Source organism: Streptomyces sp. NPDC043176 (assembly GCF_056436715.1).
Genome location: NZ_JBWKCA010000022.1, coordinates 123,852 through 144,244 on the forward strand (window position 1 = coordinate 123,852; position 20,393 = coordinate 144,244).

The 20,393-nt window shown below is 70.0% G+C and carries 17 protein-coding genes and 1 pseudogene; 4 read left to right on the forward strand and 14 right to left on the reverse strand.

The window, feature by feature from the left end; translation table 11 throughout:
• The first annotated feature begins 704 nt into the window (after window positions 1-704).
• The 4 genes from AC067A_RS29655 to AC067A_RS29670 all read left to right on the forward strand — a co-directional run bounded on the left by AC067A_RS29655 (window position 705) and on the right by AC067A_RS29670 (window position 5,032).
• Window positions 705-1,952: an ATP-grasp domain-containing protein gene (locus AC067A_RS29655; RefSeq protein WP_479245603.1), complete on the forward strand. Its 1,248-nt coding sequence runs from the start codon at window positions 705-707 to the stop codon at window positions 1,950-1,952.
• Window positions 1,949-3,181 carry an MFS transporter gene (locus AC067A_RS29660; RefSeq protein ID WP_479245605.1) on the forward strand — a complete coding sequence of 411 codons (1,233 nt, stop codon included), beginning with the start codon at window positions 1,949-1,951 and terminating at the stop codon, window positions 3,179-3,181. Before AC067A_RS29655 ends, AC067A_RS29660 begins: the two co-directional genes overlap by 4 nt.
• 289 nt (window positions 3,182-3,470) lie before the next feature.
• Window positions 3,471-4,307, forward strand: a complete 837-nt coding sequence (locus AC067A_RS29665) for a shikimate dehydrogenase family protein (protein ID WP_479245641.1) — start codon at window positions 3,471-3,473, stop codon at window positions 4,305-4,307.
• 98 nt (window positions 4,308-4,405) lie between these two features.
• Window positions 4,406-5,032 (forward strand): malonic semialdehyde reductase, encoded by a 627-nt coding sequence (locus tag AC067A_RS29670; RefSeq protein ID WP_479245607.1) that lies wholly within the window; start codon window positions 4,406-4,408, stop codon window positions 5,030-5,032.
• Between the two features lie 73 nt (window positions 5,033-5,105).
• On the opposite strand, the gene AC067A_RS29675 is transcribed toward AC067A_RS29670, so the two are convergent.
• The 14 genes and pseudogenes from AC067A_RS29675 to AC067A_RS29740 form a co-directional block, all read right to left on the reverse strand.
• Entirely contained in the window at window positions 5,106-5,804 is a 699-nt protein-coding gene (locus tag AC067A_RS29675) for a B3/B4 domain-containing protein (protein ID WP_479245609.1), read from the reverse strand.
• A gap of 153 nt (window positions 5,805-5,957) precedes the next feature.
• Window positions 5,958-8,720, reverse strand: coding sequence for a helix-turn-helix transcriptional regulator (locus AC067A_RS29680; RefSeq protein ID WP_479245611.1), 2,763 nt, complete (start codon window positions 8,718-8,720; stop codon window positions 5,958-5,960).
• A gap of 27 nt (window positions 8,721-8,747) precedes the next feature.
• The gene (locus AC067A_RS29685; protein WP_479245612.1) at window positions 8,748-9,794 is read right to left on the reverse strand and encodes a zinc-binding alcohol dehydrogenase family protein; all 1,047 of its coding nucleotides are present in this window, start codon (window positions 9,792-9,794) and stop codon (window positions 8,748-8,750) included.
• A 159-nt stretch (window positions 9,795-9,953) separates the two neighbouring features.
• On the reverse strand, window positions 9,954-10,877 hold the full coding sequence (locus AC067A_RS29690; protein WP_479245614.1) for a 3-oxoacyl-ACP synthase III family protein: 924 nt from the start codon (window positions 10,875-10,877) through the stop codon (window positions 9,954-9,956).
• Entirely contained in the window at window positions 10,877-11,122 is a 246-nt protein-coding gene (locus tag AC067A_RS29695; RefSeq protein WP_479245615.1) for a phosphopantetheine-binding protein, read from the reverse strand. The genes AC067A_RS29690 and AC067A_RS29695 overlap by 1 nt, the downstream gene beginning before the upstream one ends.
• Window positions 11,115-11,393, reverse strand: a complete 279-nt coding sequence (locus AC067A_RS29700) for a biotin/lipoyl-containing protein (protein WP_479245617.1) — start codon at window positions 11,391-11,393, stop codon at window positions 11,115-11,117. Before AC067A_RS29700 ends, AC067A_RS29695 begins: the two co-directional genes overlap by 8 nt.
• On the reverse strand, window positions 11,390-12,370 hold the full coding sequence (locus AC067A_RS29705) for an alpha-ketoacid dehydrogenase subunit beta (RefSeq protein WP_479245619.1): 981 nt from the start codon (window positions 12,368-12,370) through the stop codon (window positions 11,390-11,392). The genes AC067A_RS29700 and AC067A_RS29705 overlap by 4 nt, the downstream gene beginning before the upstream one ends.
• Window positions 12,367-13,269 carry a thiamine pyrophosphate-dependent dehydrogenase E1 component subunit alpha gene (locus AC067A_RS29710; protein ID WP_479245621.1) on the reverse strand — a complete coding sequence of 301 codons (903 nt, stop codon included), beginning with the start codon at window positions 13,267-13,269 and terminating at the stop codon, window positions 12,367-12,369. Before AC067A_RS29710 ends, AC067A_RS29705 begins: the two co-directional genes overlap by 4 nt.
• 213 nt (window positions 13,270-13,482) lie before the next feature.
• Complete coding sequence (locus AC067A_RS29715) at window positions 13,483-14,709, reverse strand: 3-deoxy-7-phosphoheptulonate synthase (RefSeq protein WP_479245622.1); 1,227 nt, start codon at window positions 14,707-14,709, stop codon at window positions 13,483-13,485.
• A 5-nt stretch (window positions 14,710-14,714) separates the two neighbouring features.
• A complete protein-coding gene (locus AC067A_RS29720) occupies window positions 14,715-15,479 on the reverse strand; it encodes a thioesterase II family protein (RefSeq protein WP_479245624.1) in 765 nt (254 codons plus the stop codon).
• Window positions 15,476-17,035 carry an FAD-binding oxidoreductase gene (locus AC067A_RS29725; protein WP_479245626.1) on the reverse strand — a complete coding sequence of 520 codons (1,560 nt, stop codon included), beginning with the start codon at window positions 17,033-17,035 and terminating at the stop codon, window positions 15,476-15,478. The genes AC067A_RS29720 and AC067A_RS29725 overlap by 4 nt, the downstream gene beginning before the upstream one ends.
• A gap of 113 nt (window positions 17,036-17,148) precedes the next feature.
• Complete coding sequence (locus tag AC067A_RS29730; protein WP_479245628.1) at window positions 17,149-17,886, reverse strand: arylamine N-acetyltransferase family protein; 738 nt, start codon at window positions 17,884-17,886, stop codon at window positions 17,149-17,151.
• 29 nt (window positions 17,887-17,915) lie between these two features.
• Complete coding sequence (locus AC067A_RS29735; protein ID WP_479245643.1) at window positions 17,916-20,021, reverse strand: type I polyketide synthase; 2,106 nt, start codon at window positions 20,019-20,021, stop codon at window positions 17,916-17,918.
• Window positions 20,022-20,117: 96 nt separating this feature from the next.
• A pseudogene (locus tag AC067A_RS29740) lies at window positions 20,118-20,390 on the reverse strand (polyketide synthase dehydratase domain-containing protein); the annotation flags it as partial.
• Window positions 20,391-20,393 lie beyond the last annotated feature (3 nt).

Genomic DNA, 20,393 nt, shown 5'->3' on the forward strand with positions numbered 1-20,393 from the left:
TCAAAGGCCATTTCTTCCGGCCCGTGGCGGCCTGGAACGGTTCGGCTTCCGGGGCGTTGCTGCTGTAAGCGGTCCAGTGGTGGGGGACGCGCCGTGCCTGTGGCATCCGGTACGGGAGAAGCCCTGCCGCTTCGGGCGGCGGCCACGCCGCCGGCGGGCGGGACCGCGAGGACGCGGCAGCGCTGCTCGGGGGCGCCTGGAAGCGGTCGGCACGCGTCGGACCGTCGAGCACGACCCACAGGCCGCCCCGCCACCAGAGTCCCCATATGCACCTCTTGCACCCCTACCGGGTTCCCGCCAACGAAGATCCGCCCCCGTCGGCTATGGACACCCCCTGCGTGATCACAAAGGGTGGTCAATGAACATGCGCACAGAAACGCGGGCACGCACGGGGGAACGACCGAGCATGAAACTTGTCAACGGGATCCTGAAGAGCTCCTTAGTGGCGGCGACGCTGCTCTGCCTGGCAGGGCCGGCCATCGACGCCGCCGATCGGTGGACGCAGGCCGATACGCGGGCGAGGTCCGCCTCGTGCGGCACCGCCTGCCCGGACGACGTACCGGGGCCAGATCTCGGCTGGGGCTGATCCGCGTCCTCGCCGCACCGTTCCCCTCCCACGGCACATGCCGCCGTGCGAGGGGAACGGCCCGCGGTGATCTCGCACGCCCACGCCGCTCGTCCTTCGCACTCTGTGAGGTGGCTCCTTGCTGTACACCCGTCGTCGTCCGGTCGGCTCCGTCCTCCTCCTCGGCGGCACCCGCCCCGAACCGGTCAGGGCCGCCAAGGCGGCCGGACTTTCCCTGACTTACCTCGGAACCGCCGCGGGGACACCGCGTGTCATCGTCGACACCGCCGACGCGTGCCTGCTGCTCGATGACCCCACACCGGAGAACATGGCCGGGGCCGCACGGGAGTTGCACGGCAAGGAGCCGTTCGGTGTGGTTGTCGCCATGGTCGACCGGTACCTGGAGGCCGCCGCGCTCCTCAACGCGGAATTCGGTCTGCCGGCCAACAGCGTCGACACCGTACGGACGATGAACGACAAGCACAGGATGCGCACGGCAGCCCTGCGCTCCGCCTGCGTCCCGGTGGCCCACGGTGCCGTCCGCGACGCCGAGGACCTGCGGTCCTTCGCGGGCCGGCACGGCTACCCCTTCATCCTGAAGCCGGTCGACGGCTCGGCGAGCCGGGGCGTCGTCCTCGTGTCCGACGCCGGCGCGCTCGAGGCCGCGGCCCGGTCCGTGACGAGGCCGGCCGCGCCGGGGGCCCGCTGGATCGCCGAAGAGTACCTCTCGGGACCCGAGTTCAGCGTGGAGACCTTCAGCACGGACGGCAGCCACCACGTGGTGGCCGTCACCGAGAAGTTCAAGGGCGACAACTTCGTCGAGATCGGCCATCTGGTCCCGGCCCGGGTCGGCGCGGCGGACCACGCCGCCATGGCCGCCGAGGTCGGTGCCCTGCTCGACGCCGTCGGTCTGAACGAGGGCGTCGCCCACACCGAGGTCGTCCTCACGGACGCCGGACCGAGGATCATCGAGACCCACAGTCGCCCGGGCGGCGACGGCATCGTCGAACTCGTACGACTGGCCACGGGTGTCGACCTCCAGCAGCTGACCTTCGACTGGCTCGCGGGCAAGTCCGTCGACCCACGCCCCGCACCAGGGACGAGGGCCTCGGCCACCTGGTTCCTCACCCCGCCCGAGGGCACCGTCACAGCCGTCTCCGGTCTCGACGAGGCGCTCCGCCACGAAGGGGTGACGGAGGGGTACACGGTCCTCGAACCGGGTGACACGATCCGCCCTCTGTGCAGCTCCGACGACCGCAGCGGGGCTGTCATCACCGTCGCCGCCGGCCCCGACGCCGCGCTCGCGCGGGCACGGGCGGCCGTGGGCCTCATCGACGTGACCGTCACCCCGGCCGGCGCCGACCGCGGGCGGCCGGTCCCGCGATGAGCGGGACACGCTCCTACGGATACCGGGCGCTCTTCTCCGAGCCGGGAATCCTCACCTACGCACTCGCCGCCGCCTTCGGCAAGCTCCAGGCCGGCATGTTCGCCCTGGGCACCCTGTACGCGGTCGCCGACCAGCGCTCGTACAGCGCCGGCGCGTTCGTCGTGGCCGTGTCGGCCCTCGGAGGGCTGTCCACCCCGCTGCGGGGGCGCCTCCTCGACCGCTACCCCTACGGCCCGGTGCTGTGGACGATCATGGTCGTCCACACGGTCCTGGTGGGGGGACTGCTGCTCAACGAGCACATGGGGGGGCCGTTCTGGGTCACGGTCGCCTCGGCCTTGCTGGGCAACCTCGCCGCTCCCCCCGTCGGAGTGGTCACCCGTGTGATGTGGCGGTCGGTCACCACGGAGGCAAGCCGCCCCACGGCCCTGGCCTTCGACGCGGTCCTGGCCGACGCCGGCTTCATCCTCGGCCCGACCCTGGCCGCGCTCGCCTGCGCCACCCTCGCCCCCTGGGCCGGTCTGGCGGCCGTCCTGTTCTTCACCGCGGTGGCCATGCTGCTGCTGCCGAAGGACATCGGCGACGACAAGTCCTCGGCGCGGCAGGGCGACCGCCACTGGGCCGGGCCGCTCGCCAGCCCGCGTCTGGTCCTCCTGCTCGGCGCGGCCCTGTGTTTCGCCACGTCCGTGAGCGTGCTGGAGATCGCGCTCGCGACGCCCGACGGCGGCGAGGACTCGCAGGTGCTGAGCGGACTGCTCCTGAGCGTGCTGGCCACCGGCAGCATCGTGGGCGGGCTGCTGATCGGCGCGATGACTCCGGCACTGGCCCAACGGGCGACCCGGCTGCCCGTTCTGCTGACGGTCCTGGCCGTCTTCTCCACCGCGCTCGTCTTCGGCAACGAGGCGGGCTGGCTGGTCGCCGGACCGCTCTGCCTGCTGACCGGCTTCTCCTTCGGCCCGTCCTTCGTCGCCGTGTACGGCCGGTCGGGCGACCTCGCGCCCGCGGGCACGGCCGCCGAGACCCAGGCATGGGCCGGCACCGCCCTCCAGCTCGGCTCCGCCGCCGGTGCCGGTGCCGGCGGTGTGCTGCTGGACCTCTGGGGCCCCACGGGGGCGCTGGCCCTCGCCCCGGTGGCCGCCGTGGTCGGCGCGGCGAGCGCCTTCGCGGGCGACCGCCTGCGGACGCCGGTGGCCGAGCCTCTGAAGGACACCACTCCGAAGAACCTGCGGTGAGGGGTCCTCCCTGCGCCTCCGCCCGGCATGTCCGACGGCGGACGGAGGCACACCGGGTGACCACCGAGAAAGGGAACAGCATGGCCATGCCCGCCGGCCCCGCCGGTTCCCCCTGGCCGATCGCCGCGTACGCCTCGGCGTCCGACGCCTCCGTCCACCCGGCCGCTTGCCTGACGTCGCGTCAACTACGGTCAGTTCTGTATTCGTTCGATCAACTCGGCTACGATTTCATGCCGATGGTCACGCCTAGGGCGGGGGAGACGGAGTGACGGTTCAGTCGTCGGCGCCGATGCCGGTCATCGGGGGGTCGACGCGGCTCTACGCCGTCCTCGGTCACCCGGTCTCCCAGGTGCGGGCCCCCGGGATGCTGAACCCGCTCTTCGCCGAACTCGGCTCGGACGCCGTACTGTTCCCCGTTCTGGTCCCGCCGCGGGATCTCGGCGATGTGGTCCGCGGGTTGCAGCGGATCGGCAATCTCGACGGTCTGCTCGTCACCATTCCACACAAGGTGGACGTGTGCCGCTACGCGGACGCGGTGAGCGAGGCGGTCACCCTGGCGGGCAGCGCCAACGCGCTGCGCCGCGAGCCCGACGGGAGCTGGTTCGCCGAGAACTTCGACGGCACCGGCTTCGTCCAGGGCCTGCGCGCCGCCGGGATCGATCCCGCGGGCAGGCGGGTCGTGCTCGTCGGGGTCGGCGGTGCGGGCAGCGCGGTGGCTGCCGCGCTGCTCACCGAAGGCATCGCCCACCTGGAGCTGTGCGACCGCGACGAGGGCCGGGTGGCCGCCGTTTTCGACCGACTGGCACGGCGCTTCCCGGGCCGGGTGTCCTGGAGCACGGCCGCACTCCGGCTGGAGGCCGCGGACCTGGCGGTCAACGCGACGCCGCTCGGGCTGAACCCGGCCGACCCGCTCCCCTTCGACGTGACCCGGCTCCCGCCCGGGGCCGTCGTGGCCGACATCATCATGCGGCCGAAGGAGACGGCACTGCTGCGGGTGGCCGCGGAGAGGGGTCACCGCGTGCATCCCGGCTCCCCCATGCTCTCCCATCAACTCGGCCTCTACCGGGCGTTCTTCCGGCTCGACGACGCACGGTGTCGGGGCGCGCAGGATCACCCTTCCCACTGACGGCACCTCGCCGGCTCCAGGGAAACGGTTCCGCCGCCCCGGGCCTTCAGCGGGTCCACGTTCCGCTCCCCCACTCCCGACACACAGAACGGATAGCAATGTCGACCGACATCGTCGCCCCCGGCCTCCCCTCCCCCTACGTCCTCTCCTCCGAGGCCCGGGAGCTGCTCTTCACCGAGGCACGCACCGCTTCCAAGTTCACGGACGAGCCTGTCGACGACGACCGGCTGCGTGCGATCTGGGAGCTCTTCAAGTGGGCGCCGACGGCCAGCAACGTCAACCCGCTGCGGATCCTGTACGTCCGCACCCCGGAGGCGAAGGAGCGGCTGGTGCCCCTGCTCGCGCCGCCGAACCAGGGGAAGAGCGCCTCGGCCCCGGTCGTCGCGGTACTGGCGCTCGACACCCGGTTCGCCGAGCACCTGCCGACGCTGTACCCGGCCATTCCGCAGCTGAAGGACGCTTTCGAGGCCAATCCCGAACTGCGTGAAGAGAACGCGTCGTTCAACTCGGCGCTGCAGGCCGCCTACTTCCTGCTGGCGGTCCGGGCGGTCGGACTGGCCGCCGGCCCGATGAAGGGCTTCGACGCCAAGGCCGTGGACGAGGAGTTCTTCCCCGACGGCCGCTGGCGCTCCATCCTCGTGGTCAACATCGGCAAGCCCGCCGAGGACGCCTGGTCGGCGCGGCTGCCGCGCCTCGAGTACGAGCAGACCGTCCAGCTCGTCTGACCCGCCCGGTGCTGTCCCGGCCGGCCGCACGGCCGGCCGGGACAGCGACTGGTTCCCGCTGCTTCCCGCCGGCCTAGCCGGACACCGGGGGGTGCACCTCGATGCGGGCGGAAGGGCTGAACTTCGCCAGTGCTTCGGCCAGTTCGGCAGCGGCCGCATCCAGTTCGGCCACCGGCATCGGTGCCAGGCTCTCCAGCAGGAAGAGACCGGACGTCGTCTCCTCGGTGAGGCGCGTGCGCGGACCCTGACGCCAGTTCCAGCGGCGGCAGGTGACGCCGACGTCGTCGCGCCACACCACCTCGCCCGCGTCGGGGTGCTCAACGGCCTCCTCACCGCCGGCCACGGTGGCGAAGTCCTCGTCTCCCTCGGCGCGTACCAGCCGCATGCCGCCCTCGATGCGGTCGAGGTCCTCGCCGCCCACCGGGATCAAGTGGGCCACGCTGATGGCGTTGTAGAGGTCCACCAGCAGGTTGATCCGGGGCAGACCGGCGGGGGACAGCGCTCGCTTGGCCAGCGCTTCCGCCGAGTTGCGGGTGCGCGAGGGCTTGGAACCGAAGGCGGTGTACGTCTCCCGCCAGGAGGCCATGTGCGGGTCCTCGTGCGGGGCACGTCCGTCCAGGCGTACGGCCAGACGGCGAGCGGCCTCGTCGAGGAGGGCCGAACTCTCCTCGCTGCTAGGACCGTTCACAAGGCCGTACGCCTCGATCGCGACATGCGTGAACGTGGGCGCGAGGGCGTGAACCTCGTCGGCCACGGTGAGCTTGAACGTCATCTGCCTCGCCTCAGGGGGCTGGAAGGTCACAGGTGCGACCGGGCCTGGGACGACTGTCACGGCGCCGAGAACGGCCGCGGGAGATCACCCTACAGGACCGGCCGATTCCCCTGTGGGCGGCCTCCGTTGGCCCGCTCCCCTCGGCGGTGCGGCTCACGCGGACTGGCTCAGTTCCTGGCGGCGCTGCACGTTGAGCTTTCGGAACACCCGGGTGAGGTGCTGCTCCACCGTGCTCTTCGTGATGAAGAGCTGATCGGCGATCTCCTGGTTGGTGTAGCCCTCCGAGGCCAGCATGGCCACGCGTCGCTCCTGCTTGGAGAGGGCGGACAGCGCCTTCGGGTTCTTCTTCGGCACGGTCGCGGGGTGCTTCTCCCGGTATTCGGGGGCGACCCGCGCGCAGAGCGACTCCGCGCCGATGGCCTTCGCCGCGTGCCACGCCCTGCGCGCCAGACGCCTGGCGCCCCGCAGGTCACCGGCCTTCTGGAAGGCATGGCTCAGATCGATCAAGGCGAGGGCCAGCTCGAACTTGTCCCCGCAATCGTGGAGCAGGTCCACCGCTTCTTCGAGGAGCTGCGGGCGCTGCGGCGTGCTGCTGGCGGCCGCCAGCAGCCGCAGGGAGCGCCCGCGGACGCGGGCGCTGCCCGGGGAGAGCCTGCTGAGCTGGTCCCGCACCAGGTGCTTCGCCTGGTCCTGGTCGCCGAGCTTGATCCAGGCCTCGGCGGCGCTCGTCCGCCACGGTACGGGCCCGGTCCCGTAGATCTCCCAGCAGTCCATCAGCTCGCCGCAGGCCAGGAAGTCCGCCAGCGCCGACTGGGCATGGCCGCTCGCCAGCCGGTAGTGCCCACGGGCGTAGAGGTAGTGCAGCCCGTAGCGGCTCTGCAGCATGGTGCTCGGGAAGCCCTGTGCGACGTACTTCGCGGCCACGTCCAGTCGACCCATGCGCACGTGCGCGAGGATCAGGCAGCCGAGCGGAAGTCCCAGCGCGACTCCCCATCCCTGGGCCGGGACGATGTCGAGGGCGGCCTGGGCCTCGCGGGCGGCTTGCTTCAGGTTCCCCTGGCGCAGCGCCGTCTCGGCCCGCACCGCGGTGAACACCGCCTGCCAGGCCGGCGCGTAGCGGACGCCGGCTTCTGCCAGCAGACGGTCGCAGTGGGCGGCCGCGGAGTCGAGCCGGTCGGTGTACACCAGGACGAGCAGGGCGAGCAGGGCCACCTCTCCGCTCCACAAGGAGTCATTCTCGAGTATCAGGTTCTCCAGGGCCTGCTCGGCCTGGGCGGCGACGTCCTCGGAGCGGCCTCGGAGGAAACCGCCGGCCAGCGAACCCGCCGTCAGCCAGGGGGCCAGCCGGCACGCTCCGCTGTTCTCACCGGGTCCGGTGGCCACGGGCCTGCGCGCGGAAGCGTACGACGGGTAGAGACAGGCCAGCCAGGAAAGGACCCCCTGCGCGTCCTCCGCGCCGACGCCGTGCGGTTCCTGCCCTCGGCAGCGCAGTCCGTCCAACGCGTCCGCCACCGCGCCGACCTCGCCGTACCAGGAGAGCTCCCAGATCAGCTCGAGCACGTCGCACGGTGCCAACTGTCCCGCCGAGGCGTCCGCGATCACCGCGGGGAGGCTCCGGGACGCCGAGGCCGGATCCAGCTGCCAGCCGATCCGGCTGAGCTGCACCCGGATCGCGGCTGCGGCCGGGGAGCCGGCGGCGGTCCGCTCGGCGAGGCGCAGATAGCCGGCCGCGGTCTGGACCCGGTTGGCCGTCAGTGACTCGCGTGCGGCGGCCAGCAGCACGTCCACGGCCCAGGGCTGGGCGGCGCAGTCAGCGTTGCTCAGTTGTTCGGCGATGGCGACCGTCGGCGCGCCCACGCTGCGCAGGAGAACGGCCGCCCGCGTATGGAGCTCGGAGCGCTCTGTCGCCGACATGGCGTCCAGCACGTCGACCGCCGCCGCCGGATGCCTGAACGCGGTGCCGGCGAGCAGTCCCGCATCGTTCAGCGAGCGGAGCGAGCGATTGACTTCCCACTCCTCGGCGTCCGCCAGCCGCGCCAGCTCGGCCGGCGAAGCGCCGCTGCCGAGCACCGCGAGGGCACGCACGACCGTGAGCGCCACCGGGGCGCAGTGGTTCAGGCAGCTGCGGAGGGCGGCGCTGTACCCCTGGCCGTACTCCTCGCCCCCGGTGCGCGCGTCCCGGATCAGGTGCCTCAGCACCAACAGGTTGCCGCCGCTCACCGCCGCGAATTCGTCGCCGAGCCGGGACGCCGCTCCATCGCCGAGATCCCTGGCTATCAGGCGCGTCACGCCCTCCGGTGTCAGCGGGCCCACCGGAATCCGATGGACGTTCGACTGCTGGAACAGTTCGGACCGCAGGAAGGAGTCGGCCGGACCGCGCGCGTCGTCATCGGTCAGGACCACCAGCACGCGGGCGAAGCGCAGCCGGGGCAGGACATAGGCGAGCCAGCGCAGGGACGGCCCATCGATGTAGTGCAGGTTGTCGATGCCGATCACCAGCGGATCGCGCTCCGCCAGATCGGTCAGGACCAGCAGGGTCTTGTGGAGATCCGCGAACATGTCGACCGGGAAGAGATCGGCCGACTCCGGATCCAGGCTCTGCTCCCGCTCTGTCAGGGCGATGAACATCTGGTTCAGATCGGCTCGGACGGAGTGCGGGATCCGACTGTTCTGGAAGAGCTGGGAGAGCACCCCGAAAGGCAGGGTGCTCTCCCATCGGGACGCCGTGGCACTCAGCACGAGCGCCGGGCTGTCCTCGACGGTCTCCAGGAAGCCGCACATCAGCTCGCTCTTTCCACTTCCCAGCGGGCCTTGCACGACGGCCAGTTGGCCTTTGCCCCCCTGAGAATCGGCGAAGAGTCCCCTTAACGTCGAAAGGGCTGCTTCCCTTTCGATCATCCCCCGTTGCTCCCCCATGGTCCTGCTCTCCGTTCTGTTTATCCGTTACGCCGGGTTCACCCGGTATAGCGGGAAATATGAACCGATCCGGCCCTGTGCGTAGTCGTCGGCGAGCTGCGGAATCCGGTCGAAGTCGTAGACGACGGTGGATTCAGCGGGCCCGATCCAACCGCTGGACTCCTGGAAATCGCGGATCAGGGGCGAGTCCTGAAGGCGCCAGACGTGCGTGTGCACATGGATGTGCCGATTGATGCACTCCGCGCCGCGCAGATTCGTCAGCCGCATGCCCGCTTTCCAGCCGCAGGTGGTGATCACTCCCTGCCGGGCCAGCGCGGGCACGGTCGCGCCGTAGAGCGGTTCACCGATGTTGTCCACGAAGATCGCCACGCCCTTTCCCCCGCTGAGCTCGTTGACCAGCTCCAGGAAGCCGGCCCGCGAAGTGCGATGCCGACGGTGCGTCTCCGGGTCGGGCGCGCCGCGCCTGGCCGGCAGCGAGAGATCGGGGAACTTCCTCCGGTCGACCGGAATGATGCCGTTGTCCCGCAGGAAGGCCAGGCGCTCGTCCGAACCCGCCGTCATCGCCACCCGGAATCCGGCGCGTCGGGCGAGCAGCAGCTCCGCGAAGGCGACCCCACCGCCCCAGCCGAACACCAGGTGGTTCCCCGGGTCGTCATCGGGGATCTGCGTGCGCCAGCACCCCAGGGCCCGATGCCAGTTGTCCCAGGCGGTGAAGTACCGGCCGTAGGTCGCCCACTGTTCCAGGGAGTGGGCCGTGTCGGACGGGATCGGCAGGAGCAGCCGCTCGTCGATCTTCGACAGTCTGGCCATCAGGCCTATGGTGTGCGGTGCGTCGTACCCGTAGGCCAGCTCCGCGTAACCGTACGGGTCACACTTGCCGAACGGCATGAGCAGACACAGGTCGCCCTCCCGGAGTTTCCCTCCCCGGCGGACCGAATGGCTCTTGACGATCCGCACCACGCCCAGATTTCCGACGACCACCGCCTGTTCACCGCGGCTTCGGCAGATGTCGATGGGCGAACGGGCGAGCGCATGCTCGATGTTGGCTTCCCAGGAGCCGAGGATCGGCTCCACCAGAACCTCACCGGGTTCCAGCGGTCCGAACGGGAAGACCTCGCGACGCAGCGCACAGTCGTCCTTGTCGGCCGACAGCCCAGCAGTCTCCCCAGCCCGGAGCACCCAGGCGTCTGGCGAGTAGATAACGACCTCCCAAAATAACGGCGCTGTCGGCTGTCAGCCGATGCCGTAACTCACCGAAACCCCGCCCCAGGCCTCGCCGGCCCCGTAGGCGACGGCACCCAGCCGTCCCCGTGAGGGCACCGAAGCGTCCTGGAGCGCGCCGCCGAACGCCAGTGGGATCGAGGCGGACGAGGTATTGCCGAGATTCTCGATCCTGTTGAGGAAAGGCACTCCCAGCGGAGTGGTGAAGGCCCGGACCTGTTCCAGGATCCGGCCGTTCGCCTGGTGCCCGACCAGGACCGAGGGGCGCGGGTCGAACTCGCAGAGCCGTTCCGCGGTCTCGGTCATGCGCTGTACCGCCCGGTCGTACACGGCGGCACCGTCCAGATGGATTCCGCCGTCGCCGGTCTCGCACATCAGGGCCGTCTGTGTCCCGTCGCCCCCAGCCAGGTGCCTGAAGGGCGCGAACTCCTCGCGTGCCGACAGGAGGACGGCCGCGGCACCGTCGGCGAAGATGCAGGCGGTCTGCCGGTCCGTCTTGTCCACCATGGTCGACATGGCTTCGACCGAGCACACCATGACCGACCGGGCCTGACCCGCGTCGCAGAGCGACAGACCGGTGGTCAGGGCGTAGACGAAACCGCAGCAGGCCGCGTTCATGTCGAACGCCAGGACCGAAGAGCTCAGTCCGGCCAGGGTGGCGACCTGCTGGGCGATGCCGGGCACCCGTTGACGGACCGATGTGCTGACGACGATCAGCGCGCCGATGGTGGAAGGGTCGCCCTGACGGCTCACGAGCGGTCGGCAGGCCTCGGCGGCGACTTCTGCCGGCGAGGTCTCCGCCGCCAGCCAGCGACGCGTGGAGATGCCACTGCGCCGCTTGATCCATTCGTCGGTGAGCCCGATCGACTCGAAGTACGAGTTGTCGATCGGCGTGCCCACCTCCGGCACCGCGATGTCGACGATTCCTGAGGCCATCACCGGGTCGCGAGCAGGACGAAGTACGACCGGAACTCCTCGAGCAGCATGAGGCTCCCGATCGTCCTGCGATCGGCCTGGACCTTCAGCTCCCGCTCCAGGAGCTGCGTGAGCTCGACCACGTCGAGCGAGTCGAGTTCGAGATCGTAGATCGACTTGTCGAAGTCCGTCTGCTCCAGCGACGGTTCCCGGACCCGCAGCTTGGCCAGCATGATGTCCGATACCCGGCGTTCGATGTCACTCACTCTGTATGTCCTCCCCGTCCAGCCGATCCTCGGCCAGCCGATAAAGCAGTTCACCTGACTTGACGATCGATCCGGCGGTCACGCAGTGGGCGACGACCCGCCCGGACCGCTCCGCGACGATCTCCGTGCTCGCCTTGTCGGTTTCGACCTCCGCGATCACATCCCCGCGCTCCACCCTGTCCCCGATCCGGGCGACCCATTCGACGAGCAGGGCTTCGGCGAGCCCGTGGCCGAAACGCGGAACGCGTCCCTCGAAATCCGCCGAACTCACTTGACCATCCTCAGCACTTCTTCCTTGATCTGATCGACACCGATCTGATAGCTCGGTTCGAAGTCGGCCGGCGGATAATCGCGGCGCTCGGGCGCCAGCCGCCTGATCGCACACCTGAGTGAATCGAATCCGCTCTCGGAGACCGCCGCGGCCACCTCGGCCCCGATACCGACGTCCTTGGTCGCCTCGTGCACGACCAGGAGCCGACCGGTCCGGGCGACCGACTCCAGGACGGTCGTCATGTCGATCGGCGCCAGCCAGCGCAGGTCCACCACCTCGACCTCGACCGACGGGCCGAGCGCCTCCGCCGCCGCCAGTACGTCGTTCGTGATCGCCCCGAAGGTCGCCACGGTCACATCCGTGCCGCGCCGGACGATCCGGGCCGAGGTCGGCGACACGGCCGGTCCGCCGGCGCGGCCGGGCACGTTGCGGCGCCAGTACAGCCTGATCGGTTCGTAGATCACCACCGGCGAACCCATCCCCACCGCGTGCCGCAGGATCTGATCGGCGTCCTCACCGGTGGACGGATACGCCACCGAGATGCCGGGGACGCGTGCGAAGAGGGCCTCGTTCGACTCGCTGTGGTGTTCCACCCCCCGGATACCACCGCCCGAAGGGATGCGCACCACGAGGTTCAGCCGGATGTTCCCGTTCCACCGGTTGACGATCCTGCCGGCCTGGGTGACGAGCTGGTTGACCGCGGGGTAGGTGAAGCCGTCGAACTGGATCTCGCAGACCGGCACCAGCCCGGACATCGCGAGACCGATGGCGTGGCCGACGATCGTGGACTCCGCGAGCAGCGCATCACGCACCCGCTCACGGCCGAACCTCTCCTGCAAGCCCCGGGTGACGCGGAACACCCCGCCCAGTCGGCCGATGTCCTCACCCACCAGGAGCACCTTCGGGTCGCTCTCCAGCAGATCGGCCAGGGTGGCGTTGATCGTCTCCGCCAAAGGCGTCGGTCGCCGCGAGCTCATGACGCGTACCTCTTCATCAACTGCGCCCGGACGTCCCGCACTTCCGACTCGACGCCCCGCAACCACTCGGCGTCCACGACGTCCAGCTCGGTCAGCCGGCCCGCGTACGCCGCGACCGGGTCGGCGGCGGCCGCGCGTGCGATGTCGTCCTCGCCGCGATAGACCTCCTGAGCGTCGGAGGTCGAGTGACCGTGAATGCGCCCGACCCGCATCTCGATCAGGTACGGCGACCGCCGGTTCCGGACGTGGTCGGCGGCCCGCACGCACTCGCGGTGGACCAGCTCCGGATCGCCGCCCGGGATCAGCGAGGACTCGATGCCGAATCCGCGGGCTCGGTCCGCCACCGTCGTCAGCATTTGCTCGGCGGCCGGCTTGGAAATAGCCCAGCCATTGTTCTGGCAAATGAAAAGAACCGATGCCGACTCGACGGCGGCCAGATTCATGGCCTCCGACATGTCGCCCTCACTGGTCGCACCGTCACCCACATAAACGACGACGAAGTCATCCATTCCCTGCAAGCGCCGGCCGATCGAATATCCGACGGCGTGCAGCGTCTGCGCGGCAAGAACAAGGGTATAAGGGAAGAATCTCCGGTCCCGGGGGTCCCATCCGCATAAGGTGCGTCCGGCCCACTGGGCGAGGAGCTCGTCCGCCATCACGCCGCGGGTCAAGGCGACCGCGTGCTCCCGGTAGCTGGGAAAGATGGCGGCTTCGGGTCCGACGGCGAGGGCGGAGCCCACCTGCGCGGCCTCTTGCCCCTGGCAGGAGAGCCAGAGGTCGAGTGCGCCCTGCTTCTGCAGCTGACGCGCCTCGTCGTCCACCCCCCGCGCGATGAGCATGTGGCGCAGGATCGATCGCCTCAGGTCGTCGCCGAGCCCGCACAACGACTTGGTCTGCAAAGGACCACTCCCTCGGTAACACTCAATTGGGTGACCAAACGTCACCTTTCGGCAAAAGTGTCGCCAAGGTGAATAACCCCCATACCAATCACCTGACGGCCACTCGAAGATCCATCACCTACTGTCCGAAATGGCTTGCACCGACCTCTCGACATGCTAGTCACGAAGATCGACGATTGCCAGTGTGTGATCGAATCCGTCAACTCGACCGGCTCAGGCCGGGCTGAGGTTCGCAGCGGCAATTGCTTCCGCTGTGTCATTCGATGACAACGGCCCGTCAGCTCCGGCCCGGCCGCGGTACGCCTCGGCCAGCGTGAAGACCAGATCGAGCGACTGGTCCCCGCTGAGCGGGCCGCCCGGCAGCTCCGCCCGGTCGCTGGCCGAGCCGGTCGCGCGTGGGCCGCCGGTGTCGAGGGACACACCGCCGGGGTGGGTACCGAGCGCCTCATGGACCTCGACGAACGCCCGCACTTCGTCGAGTACTCGATCGAACCGGCAGGCTGACCACCCCTTCGAGGTGCGGTCGGAATTACCTCGTACCGGATCACTCACCCAGCACACCAAGGCACCTTCCGCCGTCACCTTCTCGACCAACGTGGGAAGCACGTCGCGGATCCGGTCCGCCCCCGCCCGCAGCACGAACGTCAGACGGCCCGGTTCGCGGCACGGATCAAGGCGGTCGAGCAGTCCGAGCACCTCGTCCGGCTCGGTGGTCGGGCCGAGGCCGACGGCGAGGGGATTGCGGATCCGCGCGAAGTGCTCGACCAGTGTGCCGTCGACACCATCGGCGCGATCGCCCATCCACATCAGATGGCCGCTGGTGGCGTACGGGCGCTGATCGCCGCCGAACCGGGTCAGTGCCACTTCGTAGTCCGGCAGCAGACCTTCGTGCCCGACGAAGAACTCACCGCCGGCAAGCCTGTCCGGGTCGACGCCGCAGGCCCGGAGGAACGCCAGGCCACGGGCGGTCTCCTCCGCCCGGTCCCCGTGACGCGCACCCCGCTCCGAGCCCGCCACGAAGGCGCGGATCCGGTCGTGGGTCCGACGCCGGTCGGGCGACCACCCGGCGATGGCTGCCCGGATGAGGTTGAGGGCGCGCGCGGAGCCGTCGTACGTCTCGCGGGCGGAGCGTACCCCCGCGCCCTGCCCGATCATCCAGCCGATCCTGATGACGGGCAGGGCGGTGGCGTATGTCAGGACGTTCGCCAGCTGGAGCAGAATTCCCAGCCGCTCGCCCAGTGAGCCCTCGCTCGGAACGGGAGCGGCCGCGGCGCCCTGGCCGATGTGGAGCAGAACCGCCTCGCCACGCGCTACCGCGGCCATCCGTCGGCGCAGCAGCTCGCACTCGGCCACCTGGACCAACGGCGGCACCTCCGCCAATCCGTCGGCGGCGGGCCGGAGTTCCGTACCCCCGAAAGGTGGTGGCTGGTGGTCGCTCATCGCGGTCAGACCGGACGGGTGGGCCCTGCGAGCCGATCCGTGATCGCCTTGGTCACGGCCGCATGGTGCTCGGTGAGGTAGAAATGCCCACCCGGCAGCGTGATCAGGTCGAACTCGGCGGACGTGTGCTCCCCCCAGCCCTCCGCGTCCTGCGGCGACACCATGGGGTCGTCCTCTCCGGTCAGCATGGTCAGTGGGCAGCTCAACGGCGGACCCGGCCGATACCGATACGTCTCCGCCGCCGCGTAGTCCGCCCGGATCACCGGCAGGGCGAGCCGCACGAGCTCCTTGTCCTCGAACACCATGGGATGGGTCCCGCCCAGAGACCGCAGGGTGCGCAAGAGGGTGTCGTCGTCCACTTGGCTGCCGAGTTCCGTCCGCTCGATGGACGGGGCGCGGCGTCCCGAGGCGAACAGCGCAACCGGCGCGTGCCCCTCGTCCCGCAGCAACCGCGCCACCTCGTACGCGACGATCGAGCCGAGGCTGTGGCCGAACAGGGCGAGTCCGCGGTCGGCCCACGGGAGCAGCGCGGCGGCCGCCGACTCGGCCAGACCGGTGACGGTCTCGATCAGCGGCTCCTTCCTGCGGTCCTGGCGCCCGGGATACTGCACGGCCAGGACCTCGATGTCCGGGCTGAGGTCCTTGGCCAACTCCAGGAAGAAGGTGGCCGAACCACCCGCGTGGGGAAAGCACACCAGCCGGACCGGTGCGTCGGGTGCCGGGCGGAACCGTCTGATCCACAGCGCGCTCTGGACATCTGTGACGGTCATCGTGCTCCTTGCCGGGTGTCCTGGGGCGGTTCGATCGACAAGGCGTGCCGGAACACCCCGCGCGGATCCCAGCGCGCCTTGACCTCTTGCAGCTTCGGGTAGTTGTCGCCGTAGTAGATCGTGGACCAGGGAACGCCGGAGGTGTTCCAGTCGGGATCCAGCAGGTCGGTATCGGGCCAGTTGATGTAGGACCCGTCGGTCCGGTCGTCGCGTACCGGAACCCCGCCCGTGGCGGCGAAGAGATCGCGATAGAAGCGCCGGATCCAGGTCAGGTGCTTCTCGTCCGCGTCCTGGTCGTTCCAGGAGTTGATCAGCGACAGCTGCATGATCGAGTCGCGTTGCGGGACGGCGGTGTCAGCGGGGGCGAGAGCGTTCATCCGGCCGCCCCAGGCCGCGATCATCAGTCCGGCGGCCGGATAGCCGTAGTCCACGTCCGTCAGGTACCGGTAGACCGTCCGGACCTGCTCGGCGTCGAGCGGCTTGCGCAGGTACGCCGCCTTGATCTTGGAGCGCAGTCGGGACGCCTCCAGGCCGAACGCCTCACCCGCGTCCGGAACATTGAGCACCTTGTACAGCCAGGGCTCGTCCTCGCTCGTGGTCGTGCCGGGCTCGGGCAAGCCGGCCGTCACCTCGGAGAGGTACGCGTCCAGCAGCTTCGCGCCCCCGGGAACCGAGGGGTCCACGCGGCCGGTCAGCATCAGCATGCCGGAGTCCCGGTGCAGCACCGCGACCTCCGCGTGCAGGGCCGCCGTCGAGGTGTCCGGTGCGCTGTTCCGAGCGCTCCAGGCCATGAAGTTGTTCAGCAGCGTGGCGAACGCGTCCTCGTCGAAGTCGGCCCACTGCCACATCGCCGCGGCGGACACGTGCCGGGCCGGCCGAGGGGGCAGCAGCGTGGCCGGATCGGTGCCGTCCGCCCCCGGAGCGCGGAACCAGAAACGGGTGACGACGCCGAAGTTGCCGCCGCCGCCTCCGGTGTGGGCCCACCAGAGGTCGCGGTTCGGATCGTCCGGCTCCCGGGTCGCGACGACGGCTTTCGCCGTCCCGCTGTCATCGACCACGACCACTTCGATGCCGTAGAGGTGGTCGGAGACGTAGCCGTGCAGACGGGAGAGCACCCCGTGGCCGCCACCGGTCACATGGCCGCCGACGCCGACCTCCGGGCAGGCGCCGCCCGGCAGGGTGACGCCCCAACCCATGTCCAGCACACGGTAGAGCCGTCCCAGGCGGACGCCGCCCTGTGCGGCGAAGGCCCGTCTGGCCGGGTCGTAGGAGACGGAATCCATGAGGGAGAGGTCGATGACGACATCGACCTCCGGGTTGTCGACCAGACCCTCCGCACAGTGGCCGCCGCTTCGCACGGCGATCCGTCTTCCTTGCCGCACGGCGCTGTTCACGACATCGACAACCTCATCGGTGTCGCCGACCACATGCACGCTTCCGGGCGCACCGACGAAGCGACGGTTATAGCCTCGCATCTGGAGATCGGCGTACCGGGGGTCGTCGGGATTTACCTGAACCATTTTCCTGAAGTCCCTGGTCTCGCAGTTCCGGCTCATTCACCCAGACGGCCGCGCCCCTCACAACCCCCTGCCGTACCCCCTAGCCGCCCCTATCGGTGAGGGGCGGCTAGAGGGCGCGGTGGCGCTCCCGGTCACCCGGGACCCCTCGCTCAGCCCCAGTACCGGCTGACGACCTTCTCCAGTTCGGCCGGGTCGCGGACCAGCCGGGAGGATTCCACGCCGTCCTCGATCGAGACGATCAGGTTGGCGGTGAGCATGACCTGGCCGTTGTCGGTGACACATCGGCGACGGCGGACGAGCACGTCCTTGTGGATGGTGTTCAGCTCGGTGAGCACGTTCCACTCGTTCCGGTCCCGTGCCTCCGTCGTGACCCGGTACGCGACCCGCCAGTCCTTGCCACGGGTGCGGTACCGCAGGACGTGGTAGTCGCCGTCGCGCAGCAGCTGGAATTCGGTGCCGTCCTGGGACGCGGTCTCACCCGACATGCGTAGCGGTTCCACGATGGAGACCCCGCCGTAGCCGACGTCCGTCAGCCAGTCCTCACCGTCGAGGCGGACCACCATGACGGCGTGTTCGACGTCAGGTCCCCACTGTCCGCCGGGGAAGAGGATGCCGGCCGCCACCAGCTTCACGTCGAATCCCAGTTCCTCGAGGAGGCGGGCGAACAGGAAGTTGAGGTCCGTGCAGATTCCGCCTCGGCCCTTCAGGACGGTGGTGACGAACATGTCGTCCAGGTCGAACCGGAGGAAGTCCGTGATCCCGACGTAGGCGTTGTCGTAGTGGAACTTCGTCTGGTGCTTGCGGTGCAGCTCCCGGAGCGTCGCCAGCGTCGGCTCGGCCGAGCCCGAGTAGCCGATGCGCTCCAGGTACGTGTTCTTGTCGAACAAGGTCGATCTCCTTCTGATGGTCCGGCGGATCAGCGGGCGGCGTCGAGGCGTTCGAGCAGCTGCTCGGCGAGTTCCTTGATCGAGGGGTACTCGAAGGCGAAGCCTGGCGGGAGCCGCAGCCCGGTGAGCTCGGACAACCGGTTCCTGAGTTCCACCGCCGTGAGCGAGTCGTAGCCGATGTCGAAGAGGCCGGTCTCCGGTCCGAAGTCATCGGCCGACAGATAGCCGATGATCGCCACCGCCTCGCGCTGCACCATGTCGAGCACGATCTGCTCCCGCTCGGCCTTGGTGGCATTGGCCAGCTCCTCGGCCAGCTTGCCGACGCCGCTCGCCTCGTCCTGGGCGAACCGTCGGCCCGCCTTCAGGAGACCGCGGAACATCAGGGGCAGGTGTCCGGGCTCGAGCTGGGCGTGCATGGCCGCGAAGTCGAACTTGGCCGGGACGAGTACCGCGTCCGGAGCCCACAGCGCGGTGTCGAAGAGCTCCATGCCCTCCTGGTCGGTGAAGGCAACGATACCGAGTCGGTTGATCCGCTTGAGGTCGACCTCGTCGAGGTGGCCGGTGAGCTCGGTGCTCTTGCCCCACCACCCCCAGGCGAGTGAGGTGGCGGGGAGTCCGGCGGACCGGCGGCGCTGGGCGAGGGCGTCGAGGAAGGCATTCGCCGCCGCGTAGTTGCCCTGCCCGGGATTGCCGATGGTGCCGGCCGCGGAGGAGTAGAGCACGAAGGCGGACAGGTCCAGGTCCCGGGTCAGCTCGTCCAGGACCAGCGCGGCATCGACCTTGGGACGGAACACCGTGTCCAGCCGCTGGGGGGTCAGCGCGGTGATGACACCGTCGTCGGTCACGCCGGCGGTGTGCACCACGGCGGTCAGCGGGGCGTCGGCCGCTATGGAGGCCAGGAGAGCGGCCGTCGCCTCCCGGTCCGCCACGTCACACGCCTCCACGCGCACGTTCGCGCCGAGGGCCGTCAGCTCCTCACGCAGCCGCCCGGCTCCGGGGGCCTGGTCGCCGCGGCGGCTGACCAGCAGCACGTTGCGCACGCCGTGCGTCTCGATCACGTGCCGTGCCACCACGGCACCCAGCGCGCCCGTGCCGCCGGTGACCAGTACGGTGCCGTCCCGGTCCAGCTCCCGGCCGGCGTGCGCGCCTCCGACGTCCATGGCACGCACCAGCCGAGGCGCCAGCACGGCCCCCTCCCGCAGCGCGACATACAGCTCGCGGGAGGCCAGTACGTCCGGCAGCACCCGCAGCGACGCCTCGCTGTCGTCGGTGTCGATCAGGACGATCCGGGTCGGATTCTCAGCCTGTGCCGAGCGCAGCAGACCACCGACCGCCGCGGCCGCCAGGTCGATCGGCGACTCCTCACCCTCGACCGCCACGGCACCGTGGGTCACGGCCAGCAGCCGGGAGTCCGCGAGAGCCGGCTCGACCGTCCAGGCCTGCACCACCTCCAGCACCTGGGCTGCCAGGTCCCGTACCTCCGCCGCGTCGGCCCGCTCGTCGCCGACGACATCCAGCAGCAGAACCCCGGGAACCTCGGCCTCTGCGGCCAGCGCCCTGACGTCATCGGCGGTCGCCACGGACACCGCGTTCAGCGAGCCGTCCCGGTGCTTCACCGAGGTCGGTCCCCAGGCGACGCGGAACAACTGGTCGTTGATCACGCCGGAGTCGGCGCGGAGCTGGTCGGAGCGCACCGGTCGGGAGACCAGGGACTCCACCGAGGCGACTGGTGCACCGGTGCCGTCGGCCATGCGGACGGTGATCGCGTCCGGGCCCTGGAACGACAGGTGCACGCGCAGTGCGGTCGCACCCGTGGCGAAGATCCGTACCTCGTTCCAGGCGAACGGCAGGACGAGCTTCTGCTCCTGCCCGGCGGTGTCGGCTCGAAAGACTCCGGCGTGGAAGCAGGCGTCGATCAGCGCGGGATGCACCCCGAAACCGTCGGGCTTGCCCGCCTCCTCGGGCAGGACGACCTCGGCGAACACCTCCTGGCCCCGGGTCCAGACCCGGCTCAGGCCGCGAAAGGCCGGACCATAGCCGTAACCGGTCTCTTCCAGCTCCCGGTAGGCCCGCTCCGCGGCGCTCTCCGCGGCGCCGTCCACCGCAACCGCGCCGGCCGGCGGCCACTGCGTCAACTCGAAATCGGCATGAGCGACCTCGGGAGCCAGACGACCCGAAACATGACGCGTCCAATCGGTACCGGGGCCCGCGTCCTCCACCCGGGAATGCACCTGCACCGCCCGCTGCCCCGACCCATCCACCTCCCCCACACTCACCCGGACCTGCACCCCACCCCGCTCGGCAAGCACAAGCGGCGCCTCGATCACCAACTCACCCAACAGACCGCAACCGACCTCCTCACCCGCCCGCACCACCAGATCCACAAACGCCGCACCCGGCACCAGAACAGAGCCCGCCACCGCGTGATCAGCCAGCCACGGATGCGAACCCAACGACCACCGCGAAACGAACAACACACCACCCGAAGCAGGCGCCTCCACCACCGC